Annotated in this window: 19 protein-coding genes; 15 read left to right on the plus strand and 4 right to left on the minus strand. The window is 53.7% G+C overall.

Features of this window, described 5'->3' with window-relative positions; genetic code table 11:
- Nucleotides 1-54 precede the first annotated feature (54 nt).
- On the plus strand, nt 55-1,275 hold the full coding sequence (gene sbmA, locus ACQ0PY_RS05775) for a peptide antibiotic transporter SbmA (RefSeq protein WP_109739933.1): 1,221 nt from the start codon (nt 55-57) through the stop codon (nt 1,273-1,275).
- A gap of 14 nt (nt 1,276-1,289) precedes the next feature.
- Nucleotides 1,290-2,384 (plus strand): DUF1615 domain-containing protein, encoded by a 1,095-nt coding sequence (locus tag ACQ0PY_RS05780; RefSeq protein WP_109739934.1) that lies wholly within the window; start codon nt 1,290-1,292, stop codon nt 2,382-2,384.
- 11 nt (nt 2,385-2,395) lie between these two features.
- On the opposite strand, the gene ACQ0PY_RS05785 is transcribed toward ACQ0PY_RS05780, so the two are convergent.
- The gene (locus ACQ0PY_RS05785; protein ID WP_043001638.1) at nt 2,396-2,704 is read right to left on the minus strand and encodes a YaiY family protein; all 309 of its coding nucleotides are present in this window, start codon (nt 2,702-2,704) and stop codon (nt 2,396-2,398) included.
- 257 nt (nt 2,705-2,961) lie between these two features.
- Between ACQ0PY_RS05785 and ACQ0PY_RS05790 the strand changes: the two genes are divergently transcribed.
- A complete protein-coding gene (locus ACQ0PY_RS05790) occupies nt 2,962-3,168 on the plus strand; it encodes a DUF2754 family protein (protein ID WP_043001637.1) in 207 nt (68 codons plus the stop codon).
- A gap of 42 nt (nt 3,169-3,210) precedes the next feature.
- On the opposite strand, the gene ddlA is transcribed toward ACQ0PY_RS05790, so the two are convergent.
- A complete protein-coding gene (gene ddlA / locus ACQ0PY_RS05795; protein ID WP_043001636.1) occupies nt 3,211-4,305 on the minus strand; it encodes a D-alanine--D-alanine ligase in 1,095 nt (364 codons plus the stop codon).
- A 128-nt stretch (nt 4,306-4,433) separates the two neighbouring features.
- Here ddlA and ACQ0PY_RS05800 point away from each other — a divergent pair, with 128 nt between their 5' ends.
- From ACQ0PY_RS05800 to adrA, 6 genes are all read left to right on the plus strand, one after another.
- Entirely contained in the window at nt 4,434-5,093 is a 660-nt protein-coding gene (locus ACQ0PY_RS05800; RefSeq protein ID WP_080343220.1) for an extensin-like domain-containing protein, read from the plus strand.
- A 168-nt stretch (nt 5,094-5,261) separates the two neighbouring features.
- Complete coding sequence (locus ACQ0PY_RS05805) at nt 5,262-6,467, plus strand: multidrug efflux MFS transporter (RefSeq protein WP_043001634.1); 1,206 nt, start codon at nt 5,262-5,264, stop codon at nt 6,465-6,467.
- Nucleotides 6,468-6,721: 254 nt separating this feature from the next.
- Entirely contained in the window at nt 6,722-6,982 is a 261-nt protein-coding gene (iraP, locus tag ACQ0PY_RS05810) for an anti-adapter protein IraP (RefSeq protein ID WP_043001633.1), read from the plus strand.
- 99 nt (nt 6,983-7,081) lie between these two features.
- The gene (gene phoA / locus ACQ0PY_RS05815) at nt 7,082-8,497 is read left to right on the plus strand and encodes an alkaline phosphatase (RefSeq protein WP_044326520.1); all 1,416 of its coding nucleotides are present in this window, start codon (nt 7,082-7,084) and stop codon (nt 8,495-8,497) included.
- A 127-nt stretch (nt 8,498-8,624) separates the two neighbouring features.
- Nucleotides 8,625-8,945, plus strand: coding sequence for a phosphate starvation-inducible protein PsiF (gene psiF / locus ACQ0PY_RS05820; RefSeq protein ID WP_043001631.1), 321 nt, complete (start codon nt 8,625-8,627; stop codon nt 8,943-8,945).
- A gap of 116 nt (nt 8,946-9,061) precedes the next feature.
- Complete coding sequence (adrA, locus tag ACQ0PY_RS05825; RefSeq protein ID WP_054176064.1) at nt 9,062-10,162, plus strand: diguanylate cyclase AdrA; 1,101 nt, start codon at nt 9,062-9,064, stop codon at nt 10,160-10,162.
- 15 nt (nt 10,163-10,177) lie between these two features.
- Here the strand turns inward: adrA and proC are convergent, their stop codons facing one another.
- A complete protein-coding gene (proC, locus tag ACQ0PY_RS05830; protein WP_099433857.1) occupies nt 10,178-10,987 on the minus strand; it encodes a pyrroline-5-carboxylate reductase in 810 nt (269 codons plus the stop codon).
- Nucleotides 10,988-11,135: 148 nt separating this feature from the next.
- On the opposite strand from proC, the gene ACQ0PY_RS05835 reads away from it, so the two are divergent.
- From ACQ0PY_RS05835 to ppnP, 5 genes are all read left to right on the plus strand, one after another.
- Nucleotides 11,136-11,594 carry a YaiI/YqxD family protein gene (locus ACQ0PY_RS05835; protein ID WP_043001628.1) on the plus strand — a complete coding sequence of 153 codons (459 nt, stop codon included), beginning with the start codon at nt 11,136-11,138 and terminating at the stop codon, nt 11,592-11,594.
- 182 nt (nt 11,595-11,776) lie between these two features.
- Nucleotides 11,777-12,322, plus strand: coding sequence for a shikimate kinase AroL (aroL, locus tag ACQ0PY_RS05840; protein ID WP_061070480.1), 546 nt, complete (start codon nt 11,777-11,779; stop codon nt 12,320-12,322).
- A gap of 25 nt (nt 12,323-12,347) precedes the next feature.
- Entirely contained in the window at nt 12,348-12,539 is a 192-nt protein-coding gene (gene yaiA, locus ACQ0PY_RS05845; RefSeq protein WP_043001626.1) for a protein YaiA, read from the plus strand.
- Nucleotides 12,540-12,792: 253 nt separating this feature from the next.
- A complete protein-coding gene (locus ACQ0PY_RS05850) occupies nt 12,793-13,470 on the plus strand; it encodes an AroM family protein (protein ID WP_043001625.1) in 678 nt (225 codons plus the stop codon).
- Nucleotides 13,471-13,540: 70 nt separating this feature from the next.
- Entirely contained in the window at nt 13,541-13,825 is a 285-nt protein-coding gene (gene ppnP / locus ACQ0PY_RS05855; protein ID WP_109739935.1) for a pyrimidine/purine nucleoside phosphorylase, read from the plus strand.
- A gap of 37 nt (nt 13,826-13,862) precedes the next feature.
- Here ppnP and rdgC read toward each other — a convergent pair whose 3' ends face one another.
- Nucleotides 13,863-14,774 (minus strand): recombination-associated protein RdgC, encoded by a 912-nt coding sequence (gene rdgC, locus ACQ0PY_RS05860; protein ID WP_044259030.1) that lies wholly within the window; start codon nt 14,772-14,774, stop codon nt 13,863-13,865.
- A gap of 125 nt (nt 14,775-14,899) precedes the next feature.
- Here rdgC and mak point away from each other — a divergent pair, with 125 nt between their 5' ends.
- Nucleotides 14,900-15,808 (plus strand): fructokinase, encoded by a 909-nt coding sequence (gene mak / locus ACQ0PY_RS05865; protein ID WP_044326524.1) that lies wholly within the window; start codon nt 14,900-14,902, stop codon nt 15,806-15,808.
- Nucleotides 15,809-15,840: the final 32 nt, after the last annotated feature.

Consider the following 15,840-nt stretch of genomic DNA (forward strand, 5'->3'; position numbering starts at 1 on the left):
AGCGGCAGAAGCACAGCAGTTGTCATAACGATAAGAAGTTAGCAGGAGAGCATCATGTTTAAGTCTTTTTTCCCAAAGCCGGGTCCTTTTTTCCTTTCGGCTTTTATTTGGGCAATAGTCGCGGTTATTTTCTGGCAAGCCGGTGGTGGGGACTGGGTTGCGCGGATGACTGGCGCAACGGGCGCCGTGCCTATCAGCGCCGCCCGTTTCTGGTCGCCGAGCTACCTGATTTTTTATGCCTACTACGTGCTCTGCGTCGGGCTGTTTGCGCTGTTCTGGTTTCTCTACAGTCCGCATCGCTGGCAGTACTGGTCAATTCTTGGCACCTCGCTGATTATCTTCGTCACCTGGTTTCTCGTTGAAGTCGGGGTGGCCGTCAACGCCTGGTATGCGCCATTTTACGATCTGATCCAGACCGCCCTCAGCGCACCACATAAGGTCACCATGGGTCAATTCTATAACGAACTGGGGATCTTTCTTGGTATCGCGCTGATTGCCGTGGTGATTAGCGTGCTGAACAACTTTTTTGTCAGCCACTATGTGTTCCGCTGGCGTACGGCGATGAACGAATATTACATGGCGCAGTGGCAGCATTTGCGCCATATCGAAGGGGCAGCACAGCGTGTGCAGGAAGACACCATGCGTTTTGCCTCAACGCTGGAAAGCATGGGCGTGAGCTTTATTAACGCTATCATGACGCTAATCGCCTTCCTGCCGGTGCTGGTTGCGCTTTCTCCGCACGTGCCCGAACTGCCGATAGTCGGCCATGTGCCTTATGGCCTGGTGATTGCGGCGATCGTCTGGTCACTGATGGGCACCGGTATGCTGGCGGTAGTCGGGATCAAGCTCCCGGGACTGGAATTTAAAAATCAGCGGGTGGAAGCGGCTTATCGTAAAGAGCTGGTATACGGGGAAGACGATGCCAACCGCGCCACGCCGCCGACGGTTCGTGAGCTGTTCAGTGCGGTTCGCCAGAACTATTTCCGTCTCTATTTCCACTACATGTATTTTAATATCGCGCGCATTCTCTACCTGCAGGTGGACAACGTTTTCGGGTTGTTCCTGCTGTTTCCGTCGATTGTTGCCGGTACGATTACCCTGGGTCTGATGACGCAAATTACCAACGTCTTTAGCCAGGTGCGGGGCGCGTTCCAGTACCTGATCAACTCATGGACAACGCTGGTTGAACTGATGTCTATCTATAAACGTCTGCGCAGTTTTGAGCGCGAACTGGACGAGCGGGATATTCAGGCTGTCACCCACACACTTGGTTAACAAAAGGAAACGTTATGTCGGCGGTGTCTCGTCTTTACCCTTTGTCATTGCTGGCCGGACTGGTGCTGGCAGGATGTAGCAGTCAGCCTTCGCAACCGCTAAAAAAAGGCGAGAAACCGGTCGATGTCGCGAGCGTGGTGCGCCAGAAAATGCCGGCCAGTGTGAAGGATCGGGATGACTGGGCGCAGGATATCGCCAAAACCTTTGAAAGCCAGAAGCTGGCGCCGACGGTGGAAAATATCTGTTCGGTGCTGGCGGTCGCGCAGCAGGAGTCCAACTATCAGGCCGATCCCGCCGTTCCGGGATTGAACAACATTGCCTGGAAGGAAATAGACCGGCGCGCCGAACGGATGCATATTCCGGTTTTCCTGGTGCATACCGCGCTGAAAATCACCTCCCCAAACGGGAAAAGCTATAGCGAGCGTCTGGACACAGTAAAAACGGAAAAACAGCTCAGTGCCATTTTCGATGACTTTATTAATATGGTGCCGATGGGGCAGACGCTGTTCGGTTCGCTGAATCCGGTCCATACCGGTGGTCCGATGCAGGTCAGCATTGCGTTTGCCGAGCAGCACAGCAAAGGATATCCGTGGAAGATGGAGGGAACGGTGCGCCAGGAAGTGTTCAGCCGTCGCGGTGGACTCTGGTTCGGAACCTACCATTTGCTCAATTACCCGGCCAACTATAGCGCGCCAATTTTCCGCTTTGCCGACTTCAACGCCGGATGGTATGCCAGTCGAAACGCCGCATTTCAGAACGCAGTCAGTAAAGCCAGCGGCGTCAAACTGGCGCTGGATGGCGACCTGATCGCCTACGGCAGTAAAGACGCCGGTAAAACGGAACTGGCGGTGCGTAAACTGGCGGGAAAACTGGATCTCAGCGAAAGCGCGATCCGTCGCCAACTGGAGAAAGGCGACAGTCTGGCGTTTGAAGAAACGGCGCTTTATGAAAAGGTGTTTACGCTTGCTGAAGCAAAGACAGGGAAGAGATTACCGCGTGAAATGCTGCCCGGTATTCAACTGGAAAGCCCGAAAATCACCCGTAATCTCACCACGGCATGGTTTGCAAAACGGGTCGACGATCGTCGTGCGAAGTGCATGGGGCAATAACCGCCTGGCCATTACTGGCGGCGGTAGCGCCAGCGCAGAATGGCGGCGATGACGCCGAAAATCAGACTGCCGACCAGAAACGGCACCAGACCAAAGATGGTTCCGACGCCCAGCCCAATCTCTACGCGCGGGCGTCCTGTCTCTTGCACTTGCATCAGATGTTCATATACGCCAGGCGCGTGAACCAGCAGGTTCAGGATCTGCGCCCCGGCCCAAAAACAGAACAGAACAAACACGGCATAAGCGATATTGCCTGGCGTAGAGGCGGTTTCTCGATGTTTCCCGTTAAACAAGGATTTTGAGAGAGTGAAATCAGCCATAAATGACCTCCGCGAGTAATTCTGCATCTCTGACACCATGCCAGTAACTTACCGTGAGTGTGACAGGTCATCGCGTTTGTCAATATCAGAATGATGGTAATTTCAGTCTGGGATGAATCCTGGATTGCAGATTTTTGTCAGTTGTCACAAATTGGTTACCTTAAATTAAATTTGGCAACATTTAAGAAATTCCGCACACGACACAGACCGGTTTCCCGTAATATGCGACGATACGTTTTTTTCGCTGCGGAGTTTCCATGAACCTGCCTTTAAAAATTCGCCGTGACTGGCACTACTACGCCTTTGCTATCGGCCTGATTTTCATTCTGAACGGCGTTGTCGGGCTGTTGGGGTTTGAAGCCAGGGGCTGGCAAACCTATGCCGTGGGGCTGGTGACCTGGATCGTCAGTTTCTGGCTGGCAGGATTGATTATTCGTCGTCGCGTGGAGGATGACGCGGCGTAAGCCTGACAACAAACCGCTGTCAGGCTTATCGGGGAGTGCAGATTACATCGTCGTTTTCAGCGCGTTATCTGCAGCATGGCGTTCCAGCGCCAGTTCGATCAAACGGGTGATCAAGTCGGTGTAACCTAAGCCACTGGCCTGCCAGAGTTTCGGATACATGCTGATGTTGGTAAAGCCTGGTAGGGTGTTGATCTCATTGATCACCACCTCATTGTCGGCGGTTAAAAAGACATCGACGCGTGCCATGCCAGCGCAGCCCAGCGCCTGATACGCCTGAATGGCGATCTCGCGGATTTTGTCGTTGATGTGCGGATCAATCGCCGCAGGAACCACCACTTTCGCGCCGTTATCGTCAATGTATTTGGTGTCGTAGGCATAGAAATCACTGTTGAGCACGATCTCGCCACAGGTGCTGGCCTGCGGATGATCGTTGCCCAGCACTGCGCACTCGATCTCGCGCCCCTTGATCCCTTGCTCCACCACCACTTTGTGATCGAATTCGAAGGCGAGGGCGACCGCCTGCGCGTACTGCGCTTCGCTGGTGACTTTGCTAACGCCGACAGACGATCCCTGATTGGCGGGCTTAACGAACAGCGGCAGGCCAAGACGGGCTTCTACCTCGGCAAAGCTTATCGTGTTACGGTTGGCTCGCGTCAGCGTAATAAACGGCGCGATAGTCAGTCCGGCATCACGCAACAAGCGTTTGGTGACGTCTTTATCCATGCACGCGGCTGAACCCAGCACGTCGGAACCCACGAAGGGCAGATTTGCCACGCGCAGCATTCCCTGCAGTGAACCATCTTCACCCAGCGTGCCGTGAACAATCGGGAAAATCACGTCTACGGTCGGCAGCGGCTGACCATTCTGCGCATCAATCAACTGTTGCTCGTGTCTACCCGGAACCTGCGCAAGGCTGGTCGCAGAAGGACGCAGCGCAATATGCGCAGGATCGTTGGCATTGAGCAGATAATTGCTGGCATCGCTGACGTGCCATTGCCCTTGCTTATCAATGCCTAACAGCACGACCTCAAAGCGGGTCTTGTCGATGGCATCGACAATATTTTTTGCCGATTGCAATGACACTTCATGTTCCGCTGATTTACCACCAAATACGATTCCTACCCGCAACTTTGCCATCTTAAACCCATTCCTTCGAACGCAAAGCGTATACATTACCACGACAAAACGAGGGATTCGCGGGCTTCTGCCATAATGTTAGGGAGAATTACACGGGAGGAAGCGTGAGAGGAAAAGTCTGGCTGACGATGATCATTCTGAGCGTGGCGTGTGGCGTGGGATATCGCTATCTGCCGTCTTATTATGACCCGCTCGCCCCGCTTGAGGTATCCGATCCGCCAAACTGGCTTACCCAATTTAAGCTTAAACGTCTGACGCCAGCGCGCTGTCAGACGCTGTTGCAACAGGCAAACGAGCAGAAGCTAATCACGTCGCAGTCCGTAGCCGACAGCGCTGGCGAATGTCCCTTAACCGACGTAGTACGGGTGCGGGATTTTGGCGCAGTCAAACTGAGCAGCAGCTTCCTTGCCTCCTGTCCGTTGGCACTGCGTTCCGCGCTGTATGTCGCTCAGCAGGCTGCACCCTTAACGGAACGTATGATGGAAAGCCGGCTGACCCGGATCGAGCATCTCGGCAGCTATGCCTGCCGCAACATTTACCATCGCCCTGATGCACGCCGTAGCGAACACGCGAGCGCAGAGGCCCTGGACATCAGCGGCTTTATTCTTGCCGATGGGCGACACGTTACCGTTCTGCGCGGCTGGAAGCAGGAAGAAAGCGCAACGTGGCTGCGGGCGTTGCTCAGTGCGAGCTGTCAATATTATGGCAACGGCCTGGGGCCGGACTACAACGCCGCTCACGCCAACCATTTTCACCTGGGAATTCGGGGAATTGGCCTTTGTCGCTAAGCATAAAGCCCTGCGGCTTGTTGGGTTTTAATGTGATGTATTTCACAAATCTGGTGAACGGGAAGATAAAATAGCAAATTGCGCGCCACCGCACCTGCGGATCCCCTGACAGACGTGGAGATTGCTAAACTAGCCGGCGTTTTCTGCTATTTATCACGATGAGCGTTTATGGAATCCTGGAAAGTTAATCTCATTTCCGTCTGGTTCGGCTGCTTTTTTACCGGTCTGGCAATCAGTCAAATCCTGCCGTTTTTGCCACTCTATATTTCGCAGCTTGGGGTGACCTCCCACGAAGCGCTCTCAATGTGGTCCGGTCTGACATTCAGTGTCACATTCTTAATTTCCGCGATTGTTTCTCCGCTCTGGGGTAGCCTGGCAGACCGTAAAGGTCGCAAGCTGATGTTGCTACGCGCCTCGCTCGGCATGGCGATTGCGATACTGCTGCAGGCTTTCGCTACCAACGTCTGGCAGCTTTTCCTGCTACGCGGCATCATGGGGTTAACGTCCGGCTATATTCCTAACGCGATGGCGTTGGTGGCGTCTCAGGTGCCCCGTGAACGTAGTGGATGGGCACTCAGTACGCTGGCGACCGCGCAAATCAGCGGTGTGATTGGTGGCCCGCTGATGGGCGGTTTTATTGCCGATCATGTGGGCTTACGCCCGGTCTTTTTTATCACTGCAATGCTGCTGATCGTCAGCTTTATGGTCACGCTCTTTTTGATTAAAGAAGGCGTGCGCCCGACGCTGAAAAAGAGCGAACGATTGAGCGGGAAAGCCGTATTTGCGTCGCTACCTTATCCGGCGCTGGTGATCAGCCTGTTTTTCACCACGCTGGTGATTCAGTTATGTAATGGCTCAATCAGCCCGATCCTGGCGCTATTTATTAAGTCGATGGCCCCTGATAGTAATAATATTGCTTTTCTGAGTGGATTAATTGCCTCGGTGCCTGGGGTCTCCGCGCTTATCTCCGCGCCCCGGCTGGGTAAACTTGGGGATCGCATCGGCACCGAAAGGATCCTGATGGCAACGCTGATTTGTGCGGTCGTGCTGTTTTTTGCCATGTCGTGGGTGACGACGCCTTTCCAGCTCGGGGTATTACGTTTTCTGCTCGGTTTTGCCGATGGCGCCATGCTACCCGCGGTTCAGACGCTGCTGGTCAAATATTCCAGTGACCAAATAACCGGGCGTATATTTGGTTATAACCAATCGTTTATGTATCTTGGCAATGTCGCTGGCCCGCTGATGGGCGCAACGGTTTCAGCCATGGCAGGATTTCGTTGGGTATTTATTGCCACTGCCATTATCGTGATGATTAACATTTGTCAGTTAGCCCTGGTTCTGCGTCAGCGGCGAAATATCCGCAAGCGGGTGTGAAGCGATTAAAAAGAAATGACTTAAGTGAAATTAGTCATTTTTTAGCATAACTTTTGATTATGGCCAGGGGTGACTATTTTATTCCTGGCTTTTAATTTAGCGTTCGGTTTTCGCGCGAGAAACGTTTCGCTCACCGTATTCTGTGATTATTTACGCAAAGTCTTTCCTTTTTTATAAAAATACTACTTTCAGACTCTAGGCAGCATGGATTCATAGTGATACCGTCAGCCTTCTTTGGATAAGGAAATGCGGTCATGAAAAATCTAATAGCTGAGTTGTTGCTTAAGCTTGCCCAGAAAGAGGAAGAGTCGAAAGAACTGGTTGCTCAGGTAGAAGCATTAGAGATTATCGTTACAGCGATGCTGCGCAATATGGCTCAGAACGAGCAGCAAATGCTGATTCATCAGGTAGAGGGCGCACTTGATGACGTAAAGCCCGATGCCAGCGTTCCGGATAACGATACGGAGTTGCTGCGCCAGTACGTACAAAAGCTGTTGAGGCATCCTCGTTACTAGTTTTATTTCGTTTCTATGCTGTCATAAACCTGTCATATCAGAGACCTATAGTCGCTTTGTTTTTTATTTTAAGTGTATTAAGTACATGGAGAAAATAAAGTGAAACAAAGCGCTATTGCTCTTGCATTGTTACCACTGTTGTATATGCCTGTGAGTCATTCTGAAACGTCGTCAATGGCGGTGCTGGACAATCGTGCCGCACAGGGTGATATTACAACGCCTGGCGGAGCACGCCGATTATCGGCCGATCAAACACAAGCATTGCGCGAATCACTGAATGATAAACCGGCTAAAAATATTATTTTATTGATTGGCGATGGTATGGGTGATTCGGAAATTACGGCCGCGCGAAATTATGCTGAAGGCGCGGGTGGCTATTTTAAAGGGATTGATGCCTTACCGCTGACTGGCCAATACACCCACTATGCGCTGAATAAAAAAACCGGTAAACCGGATTACGTGACGGATTCTGCGGCATCAGCAACCGCATGGACAACCGGCGTGAAAACCTACAATGGCGCGCTGGGCGTCGATATTCACGAAAAAGATCATACGACGCTGCTGGAAATGGCGAAAGCGGCGGGGCTGGCGACGGGTAACGTCTCAACCGCCGAGCTGCAGGATGCCACTCCAGCCGCGCTGGTAGCACACGTGACGTCTCGTAAATGCTATGGCCCGAGCGTAACGAGCGAGAAATGTCCGACGAATGCGCTGGAAAATGGCGGTAAAGGCTCGATCACCGAACAACTGCTGAATGCCCGCGCGGATGTCACGCTGGGCGGCGGTGCGAAAACGTTCGCCGAAACCGCAACCGCCGGCGAGTGGCAGGGCAAAACGCTGCGTGAACAGGCCGAGGCCCGGGGTTACCAGTTGGTCGGCGATGCGGCTTCGCTGGCGGCGATCGGCGAAGCCAGTCAGGACAAACCGGTGCTGGGACTGTTCTCTGACGGCAACATGCCTGTGCGCTGGGAAGGCCCAAAAGCGTCTTATCACGGCAATATTGATAAGCCTGCCGTAACCTGTACGCCGAATCCAAAACGCGATGAGACCGTACCCACGCTGGCGCAAATGACCGACAAAGCCATTGAGTTGCTCAGCAAAAATGAGAAGGGATTCTTCCTGCAGGTGGAAGGGGCCTCCATCGATAAACAGGATCACGCCGCCAATCCTTGCGGACAGATCGGCGAGACGGTGGATCTGGACGAAGCGGTGCAGCGCGCGCTGGCCTTTGCGAAAAAAGAAGGTAACACGCTGGTGATCGTCACTGCCGATCACGCTCACGCCAGCCAGATCGTCGCACCAGAGACAAAAGCGCCGGGCTTGACCCAGGCATTAAACACCAAAGATGGCGCCGTGATGGTGATCAGCTATGGCAACTCCGAAGAGGAATCGCAGGAGCATACCGGCAGCCAGTTGCGTATTGCGGCCTACGGCCCTCATGCGGCCAACGTGGTGGGGCTGACCGATCAAACCGACCTGTTCTATACCATGAAAGCGGCACTCGGCCTGAAATAATCCTCCCCCGGCAGGATAACTTTTGCTGTCGGGTGGTTTTTTTATCGTTAGCAGCCAGACTTATCTGAATCTCCCGGCGTTTATTCGCGGGAGATAGTCGAGTGAATACTCAAAAAAGGATGGTGCTATGAAAATAACATTACTGGTTACCCTATTGTTTGGTTTGATCTTTTTAACGACCGTTGGTGCGGCTGAGAAAACGTTAACCCCGCAGCAGCAGCGCATGACCACCTGCAATCAACAGGCGACGGCGAAAGCGTTGAAAGGAGATGCCCGTAAGACGTACATGAGCGATTGCCTTAAAAACAGCAAGTCAGCTCCTGGTGAAAAAAGCCTGACGCCACAACAGCAAAAAATGCGCGAGTGCAACGTCCAGGCGACGGAACAATCGCTAAAAGGTGACGACCGCAGTAAGTTCATGAGTGCCTGCCTGAAGAAAGCGGCCTAGCCGACCTAGTGCTTACGGGTGAGCAAAGAAAAACGCTCACCCGAAATATCATACTTTCCCCGCCTGACCCGTCTCTATAATTTGGGAAAATTGTTTCAGAATGTTCCCAAAAAATAATGAACGACGAAAACTTTTACAAACAAGCGGTCGATCTCGATGAAACCGCTCTTTCATCGCAGCAAAACGACCATCAACGCTCTGGACTACGATTCGCCCGGCGAGTAAGAGTGCCGCGCGCAGTGGCGCTGGGAGGGATGTTTTTCCCTGTCGCCGCCGCGCTGGTCGCGAACCCTGTCCCCGGTGTCTGGTGGTTGTTGCTGGTGGGATGGGCGTTCGTCTGGCCTCATCTGGCCTGGCAAATCGCCAGCAGAGCCGTCGACCCGATGAGTCGGGAATTTGCCAATTTAAAAACGGATGCGGTACTCGCCGGAATGTGGATGGGACTGATGGGCGTCAATGCGCTGCCTTCCGCCGCGTTGTTGATGATCATCTGTATGAATCTGATGGGCGCAGGCGGTGTGCGACTGTTTGTTACCGGACTGGCCCTGATGGTGGTTGCCTGTCTGGTCACATTGCAGTTAACGGGAACCTCTCTGGCTTTAAGAAGCGCGCCGCTGGAAGGGGTGTTGACGCTGCCGGTCATCGTGATTTACCCGCTGTTATTCTCCTGGATTAGCTATCAGGCCGCGACCAGGCTGGCGCAACATAAGCGTCGGTTACAGGTGATGAGTACCTGTGATGGCATGACAGGCGTTTACAACCGGCGACACTGGGAAATATTACTGCGCAACGAATTTGAGCACTGCCGTCGCCAGCATCGGGAGGCCACGCTGCTGATCATTGATATCGACCATTTCAAAAGTATTAATGACACCTGGGGTCATGATGTTGGCGATGAAGCTATTCTGGCGCTAACCCAACAGCTGAGAATCACCTTGCGCGGGAGCGATGTGATCGGGCGTTTTGGCGGTGATGAATTTGCGGTGATTATGTGCGGTACGCCAGCCGAGAGCGCCATCGCGGCGATGTCACGGATTCATGAGGGGCTACGCGGGTTACGTCTGGCCTGCGCGCCGCAGGTCATTTTACATATCAGCGTGGGCGTTGCGCCGTTAACGCCGCAGTTCAGTCACTATCGGGAATGGTTGAAATCGGCCGATCTGGCGCTCTACAAAGCAAAGAATGCCGGACGTAACCGCACCGAAGTGGCGGCCTGACGTCCGGTTGTTCACTCAGGATTTACTGAGTTTGTCTGACTTCTCCATACACTTCGCCATCGCTTCAATCACCGCCGCACGAAATCCTCGCTCTTCCAGTACGCGGACCGCTTCAATTGTCGTGCCGCCAGGCGAACAAACCATATCTTTCAGTATGCCAGGATGCTCGCCCGTTTCCAGTACCATCTTCGCGGAACCCATGACCGCCTGAGCGGCAAATTTGTAAGCCTGTGCGCGCGGCATACCGCCCAATACTGCGGCATCTGCCATCGCTTCGATAAACATGAAGACATACGCCGGGGCGGAGCCGCTGACGCCAACCACAGGATGAATCATCGACTCGGCAATCACTTCGGCTTCGCCAAAGCAGCGGAAAATATTCAGCACATCCGCGGTGTCTTCCGGGGTAACCAGCGCGTTTGGCGTCACTGAGGTCATCCCGGCATTAACCAGCGACGGCGTGTTCGGCATTGCGCGTACGATTTTCCGGTCGTGTCCCAGCGCGCGGGCGAGTTGATCGAGGGTCACGCCTGCTGCAATAGAGACCACCAGCGACTCTTTGTTGAGGCTGGAGGTTATCTCGCTGAGCACTTTGATCATAATGCCCGGCTTCACGGCGCCGAAAACAATATCCGCCACCTGGGCGACTTCCTGGGCGGACTGCGCGACGTTGATCCCATACTGATCGTGCAACGCGGCAACTTTATCGGGGGAAGGGGTGTAGACCCAGATCTGGCCTGGAAGCACCTGACCGCTGGCAATCAGGCCGCCGAGGATTGCTTTCCCCATATTACCGCAGCCGATAAAACCGATTTTCTTCTCCATCTCGTCACTCCCTATGGGTGATAGTTGTTGTTTTGTTTGATAAAGCCTAGCTTAGCGCGGATTGAAAGACGCATGAAGGGTAAACAGCACTTTGTCGCAGCGCAAAAGCACGAGACAATAGCCGATTGCACAAGAGACGGGAGCCAGTATGACCATATGGGTGGATGCGGATGCGTGTCCGAACGTAATTAAAGAGATCCTCTATCGTGCCGCCGGGCGCATGCAAATGTCGCTGATTCTGGTAGCGAACCAGAGCCTGCGCGTGCCGCCGTCGCCGTATATCCGTACGCTGCGTGTACCTGCGGGTTTTGACGTGGCGGATAACGAGATTGTGCGCCAGTGTGCGGCGGGCGATCTGGTCATCACGGCCGATATCCCTTTGGCCGCCGAGGTGCTGGCGAAAGGCGCGTCGGCGCTTAATCCGCGCGGTGAGCGCTATACCGAATCGACCATTCGCGAACGTCTGACAATGCGCGATTTTATGGATACATTGCGCGCCAGCGGGATCCAGACGGGCGGTCCGGATAGCCTCTCTGCGCGCGATCGTCAGCATTTTGCGGCGGAACTGGAAAAGTGGTGGCTGGAAGTTCAGCGCAGAAACGCGTGAGTGTAATTTATTTTTTACACTTTCCTCGGCGCTATTTCTTGATATAGTAGGGCGTACATTGATATTTTCACTTTTAGTGGAATAAATACTTTACACTTAACGATGTACTAGTTTGATGGTATGATTATTCCTTTAATGACATCTGATCCTGCCGCTTTGCGGCCTTCTGGGGAACGCCCACTATGACGCAACCGCTTTATCTTGTTGGCCCACGCGGCTGTGGAAAGACAACGGTTGGCATGGCGCTGGCTACGGCAATTGGTTGTCGGTTTGTCGATACCGATCAATGGCTGCAGTCGCAGGTACAAATGACCGTCGCGGAAATCGTCGAGCGTGAAGGTTGGCCGGGTTTTCGCGCCAGAGAAACGGCTGCACTGGCGGCGGTGACTGCACCGTCAACGGTCATCGCGACCGGCGGGGGAATCATTCTCACTGATTATAACCGCCACTTTATGCGTGATAACGGCATCGTCATTTATTTAAGCGCGCCGGTTTCCACGTTGGTTCATCGTCTTGAGGCCTCGCCTGAAGAGGAGTTGCGCCCCACGCTGACCGGTAAACCCCTGAGCGAAGAGGTGCAGGAGGTGTTGCAACAGCGGGATATTTTGTATCGCGAAGCGGCCCATTTCATCATTGATGCGGCGAATTCACCTGACCAGGTGATTTCTGAAATTCAGCGCAGGCTGGCGCAGCGCGCGCGCTGCAGGCAAGGCGGGGTCTATACTTAAACTTCATTCGACAGAAGGAAGCACTATGCCAACCAAACCGCCATATCCACGCGAAGCGTATATTGTCACCATTGAGAAAGGGACGCCGGGACAGACGGTCACCTGGTACCAGTTGCGCGCCGATCACCCGAAACCGGATTCGTTAATCAGCGAGCATCCCAGCGCGCAGGAAGCGATGGATGCGAAAGCCCGTTACGAAGATCCTGATAAAACCTGACGACTGAACGGCTCGGAATGGAATCTGAGCGAGTGTAAACCCAACCTGCATCACATTTTTCGCCGATGAATCGTTGTACCTGAAAACTAACATCAAACAATAACAACCTATTACTGGAATGATCTGGAATCTTTACACAGCGATTTGCGCTGCGCCTGCTACGCTTTTTTGCATTTGCAAAAGGTAAGTGTCGGCAGTGGTGCAGCGCATTTGCCCGGGAATAAACGACGAAGTAAAAAAGAAGGTGGAAAAAATGAGTGCGTCGTTGGCTATCCTCACAATCGGTGTTGTACCCATGAGTGAAGTCTTACCGCTTCTGACTGAGTACATCGACGAACAACATATCACCCATCACAGCTTGCTCGGAAAAATGAGTCGTGATGACGTCCTGGCGGAATATGCGCTGGAGTCCGACGAAGACCCGCTGTTAACCCTGCTTAACGATAATGAACTGGCTTATGTTTCGCGGCAGAAAGTAGAACGCGATCTGCAAAGCGTCATCGAAGTGCTGGATAACCAGGGCTACGACGTCATTTTACTGATGAGCACCGTGTCGATTGCCAGCATGACCGCCCGTAACAGCATTCTGCTTGAGCCGCTGCGTATTATTCCACCGCTGGTGGCCTCAATTGTCGATGGCCATCAGGTGGGGGTGATTGTGCCGGTTGAAGATCTGATGGCCGATCAAGCGGAAAAATGGCAGGTTTTACAGTCGCCGCCGCTGTTCTCGCTGGCGAATCCGGTTCACGGCAGTACCCAGCAGTTGATTGAAGCCGGTAAAGACCTGCTGGAACAAGGGGCGGATGTCATCATGCTGGACTCCCTGGGTTTTCATCAGCGCCACCGCGATGTCCTGCAAAAATCGCTCGATGTCCCGGTACTGCTCTCTAATGTGCTGATTGCGCGACTGGCTTCAGAATTGCTGGTTTAATTTTGCGTGACAGGCCAAAGGGCTGCCCCCTATATTGGTTGTCAATTTACCAACGAGACAGGGTCCGTTTATGCTTCAAAGTAACGAATACTTTTCCGGCAAAGTAAAATCAATCGGCTTTACCAGCAGCAGTACTGGCCGTGCCAGTGTAGGCGTGATGCTGGAAGGTGAATACACCTTCGGTGCCGCAGAGCCTGAAGAGATGACGGTCGTAAGCGGCGCGTTGAATGTGTTACTGCCGGATACCACCGAATGGAAAGTGTATGCCGCAGGAGAAGTATTTAACATCCCGGGCCATAGCGAGTTTCATTTACAGGTCGCTGAACCGACCTCTTATCTTTGCCGCTATCTGTAATATTTTTTCCCTCTCCGCACGGAGAGGGAATCTTCGCTTAGCGCTGCGCTTCGCCGCCTAAACCTTCCACCAGATTCTGAATCAACGCGGCCAGTTCGCCGGTCATCAGGATAAAGTCCGCGTCGAAACGCTGGGCGAAATCTTCCCGGTCGATGTCTTCGTTTTGATCGCGGAGTTCGTCGCTGAATTTCAGGCGCTTAATCGACGCGTCATCGCAGATCATAAACTGAATACGCTGCTGCCAGTCGAGCGCCAGTTTGGTCACCACTTTACCGGCTTCAATGTGTACGGCGATCTCGTCGCTCACCAGATCCTGTTTCTTTGCCCGGATCACGCCGCCGTCTTCCAGCATGGCTTTCAGTTCGGCTTCGTCGAGTAACTGGAAGCCCTGCGCCACGGTGCCGGAACGCACCCACTCGGTGAGCGTCAGCTCAATCGGATTTTCCAGCGCCAGCGGAACCACCGGCAGAGAGCCGAGGCTCTTACGCAGCAGCGCCAGCGTATCTTCCGCTTTTTTTGCGCTTGCGCAGTCCACCATGATCAATCCGTTCACGGTGTCGATCCACATCATGGTCTGACTAAAGCGGCTGAAGGCGCGCGGCAGCAGCGAATGCAGCACTTCATCCTTCAGCGAGTCTTTCTCGGTTTTCTTCAGCTTACGCGCCTGTTCGGCTTCCAGTTTGGCGATCTTCGCTTCCAGCGCCTGTTTGATCACCGGAGAGGGCAGGATCTTCTCTTCTTTACGCGCGCAAATCAAAATCTGGCCGTTGTTAGTATGCGTCAACGCATCGCTGTGCGATCCCATTGGCGGCACCCAGCCCGTTTTTGCCATATCCTGGCTACCGCAAGGGGTAAACGTCATCGAGGCTAGCTGTTTTTCCATCTCCTCGGCACGCAATGAAATATCGCGGCTAAGACGGTAAACCATTAAATTTTTGAACCACAGCATGATAATTTCCACGGCCTTGTCGTTAAATCCAGCGCGTATAGTAACGAATTGTCGGCAGGCTTGCATTGCCATTCCCTATACCTCGCTCTACTCTGTTGATATTCCCAAAAAAAGAGGAACATCGTGTGCGTATTGGTATTGATTTAGGCGGCACCAAAACGGAAGTGATCGCGCTCAGTGAGGCTGGTGAACAACTGTTCCGCCATCGTCTGCCGACGCCGCGAAATGACTATCAGCAAACCATCGAAACCATTGCCACGCTGGTGGCGATGGCGGAGCAGACCACCGGACAAACGGGGACGGTAGGGATAGGGATCCCGGGTTCCATTTCGCCTTACACCGGCGTGGTGAAGAATGCCAACTCCACGTGGCTGAACGGTCAGCCGTTTGATAAAGACCTCAGCACCCGTCTGCAGCGTGACGTTCGTCTGGCGAATGACGCGAACTGTCTGGCCGTTTCTGAGGCCGTTGATGGAGCGGCTGCCGGGGCAATGACGGTTTTTGCCGTGATTATTGGTACCGGCTGCGGCGCAGGTGTGGCGCTCAACGGTCGGGCGCACATCGGCGGCAATGGGACGGCGGGCGAATGGGGTCACAACCCTTTGCCGTGGATGGATGAGGATGAGCTTCGCTACCGTGAAGAAGTCCCCTGCTACTGCGGAAAACAGGGATGCATTGAGACGTTTATTTCCGGTACCGGGTTCGCCACCGATTACCAGCGCCTGAGCGGTAACGCCTTAAAAGGCAGTGAGATTATCCGTCTGGTGGAGGAGCAAAATGCGCTGGCCGAACTGGCGCTCAGCCGCTATGAGCTGCGGCTGGCAAAATCGCTGGCTCATGTGGTGAATATTCTTGACCCGGACGTTTTCGTTCTCGGCGGCGGAATGAGCAACATTGACCGCCTGTACAAAACGATACCGCCGCTAATTAAACGGTTTGTGTTTGGTGGTGAGTGCGAAACGCCGGTGCGCAAAGCTGTGCACGGAGATTCCAGCGGCGTGCGCGGTGCGGCGTGGCTGTGGCCGCAGGAATAGTGCCAGGAGAGGCCGGCGCTATCCGGCCTGTC

It is taken from the genome of Citrobacter sp. LST-B2 (assembly GCF_057983045.1).

Coding starts and splice junctions, on each gene's coding strand:
- proC (WP_099433857.1), bottom strand. CDS start 10,987: ATGGAGAAGAAAATCGGTTTTATCGGCTGCGGTAATATGGGGAAAGCA.
- adrA (WP_054176064.1), top strand. CDS start 9,062: ATGAACGACGAAAACTTTTACAAACAAGCGGTCGATCTCGATGAAACC.
- iraP (WP_043001633.1), top strand. CDS start 6,722: ATGAAAAATCTAATAGCTGAGTTGTTGCTTAAGCTTGCCCAGAAAGAG.
- sbmA (WP_109739933.1), top strand. CDS start 55: ATGTTTAAGTCTTTTTTCCCAAAGCCGGGTCCTTTTTTCCTTTCGGCT.
- ACQ0PY_RS05800 (WP_080343220.1), top strand. CDS start 4,434: ATGATCATTCTGAGCGTGGCGTGTGGCGTGGGATATCGCTATCTGCCG.
- yaiA (WP_043001626.1), top strand. CDS start 12,348: ATGCCAACCAAACCGCCATATCCACGCGAAGCGTATATTGTCACCATT.
- psiF (WP_043001631.1), top strand. CDS start 8,625: ATGAAAATAACATTACTGGTTACCCTATTGTTTGGTTTGATCTTTTTA.
- ACQ0PY_RS05805 (WP_043001634.1), top strand. CDS start 5,262: ATGGAATCCTGGAAAGTTAATCTCATTTCCGTCTGGTTCGGCTGCTTT.
- ACQ0PY_RS05850 (WP_043001625.1), top strand. CDS start 12,793: ATGAGTGCGTCGTTGGCTATCCTCACAATCGGTGTTGTACCCATGAGT.
- ddlA (WP_043001636.1), bottom strand. CDS start 4,305: ATGGCAAAGTTGCGGGTAGGAATCGTATTTGGTGGTAAATCAGCGGAA.
- aroL (WP_061070480.1), top strand. CDS start 11,777: ATGACGCAACCGCTTTATCTTGTTGGCCCACGCGGCTGTGGAAAGACA.
- ACQ0PY_RS05835 (WP_043001628.1), top strand. CDS start 11,136: ATGACCATATGGGTGGATGCGGATGCGTGTCCGAACGTAATTAAAGAG.
- ppnP (WP_109739935.1), top strand. CDS start 13,541: ATGCTTCAAAGTAACGAATACTTTTCCGGCAAAGTAAAATCAATCGGC.
- rdgC (WP_044259030.1), bottom strand. CDS start 14,774: ATGCTGTGGTTCAAAAATTTAATGGTTTACCGTCTTAGCCGCGATATT.
- ACQ0PY_RS05785 (WP_043001638.1), bottom strand. CDS start 2,704: ATGGCTGATTTCACTCTCTCAAAATCCTTGTTTAACGGGAAACATCGA.
- ACQ0PY_RS05790 (WP_043001637.1), top strand. CDS start 2,962: ATGAACCTGCCTTTAAAAATTCGCCGTGACTGGCACTACTACGCCTTT.
- ACQ0PY_RS05780 (WP_109739934.1), top strand. CDS start 1,290: ATGTCGGCGGTGTCTCGTCTTTACCCTTTGTCATTGCTGGCCGGACTG.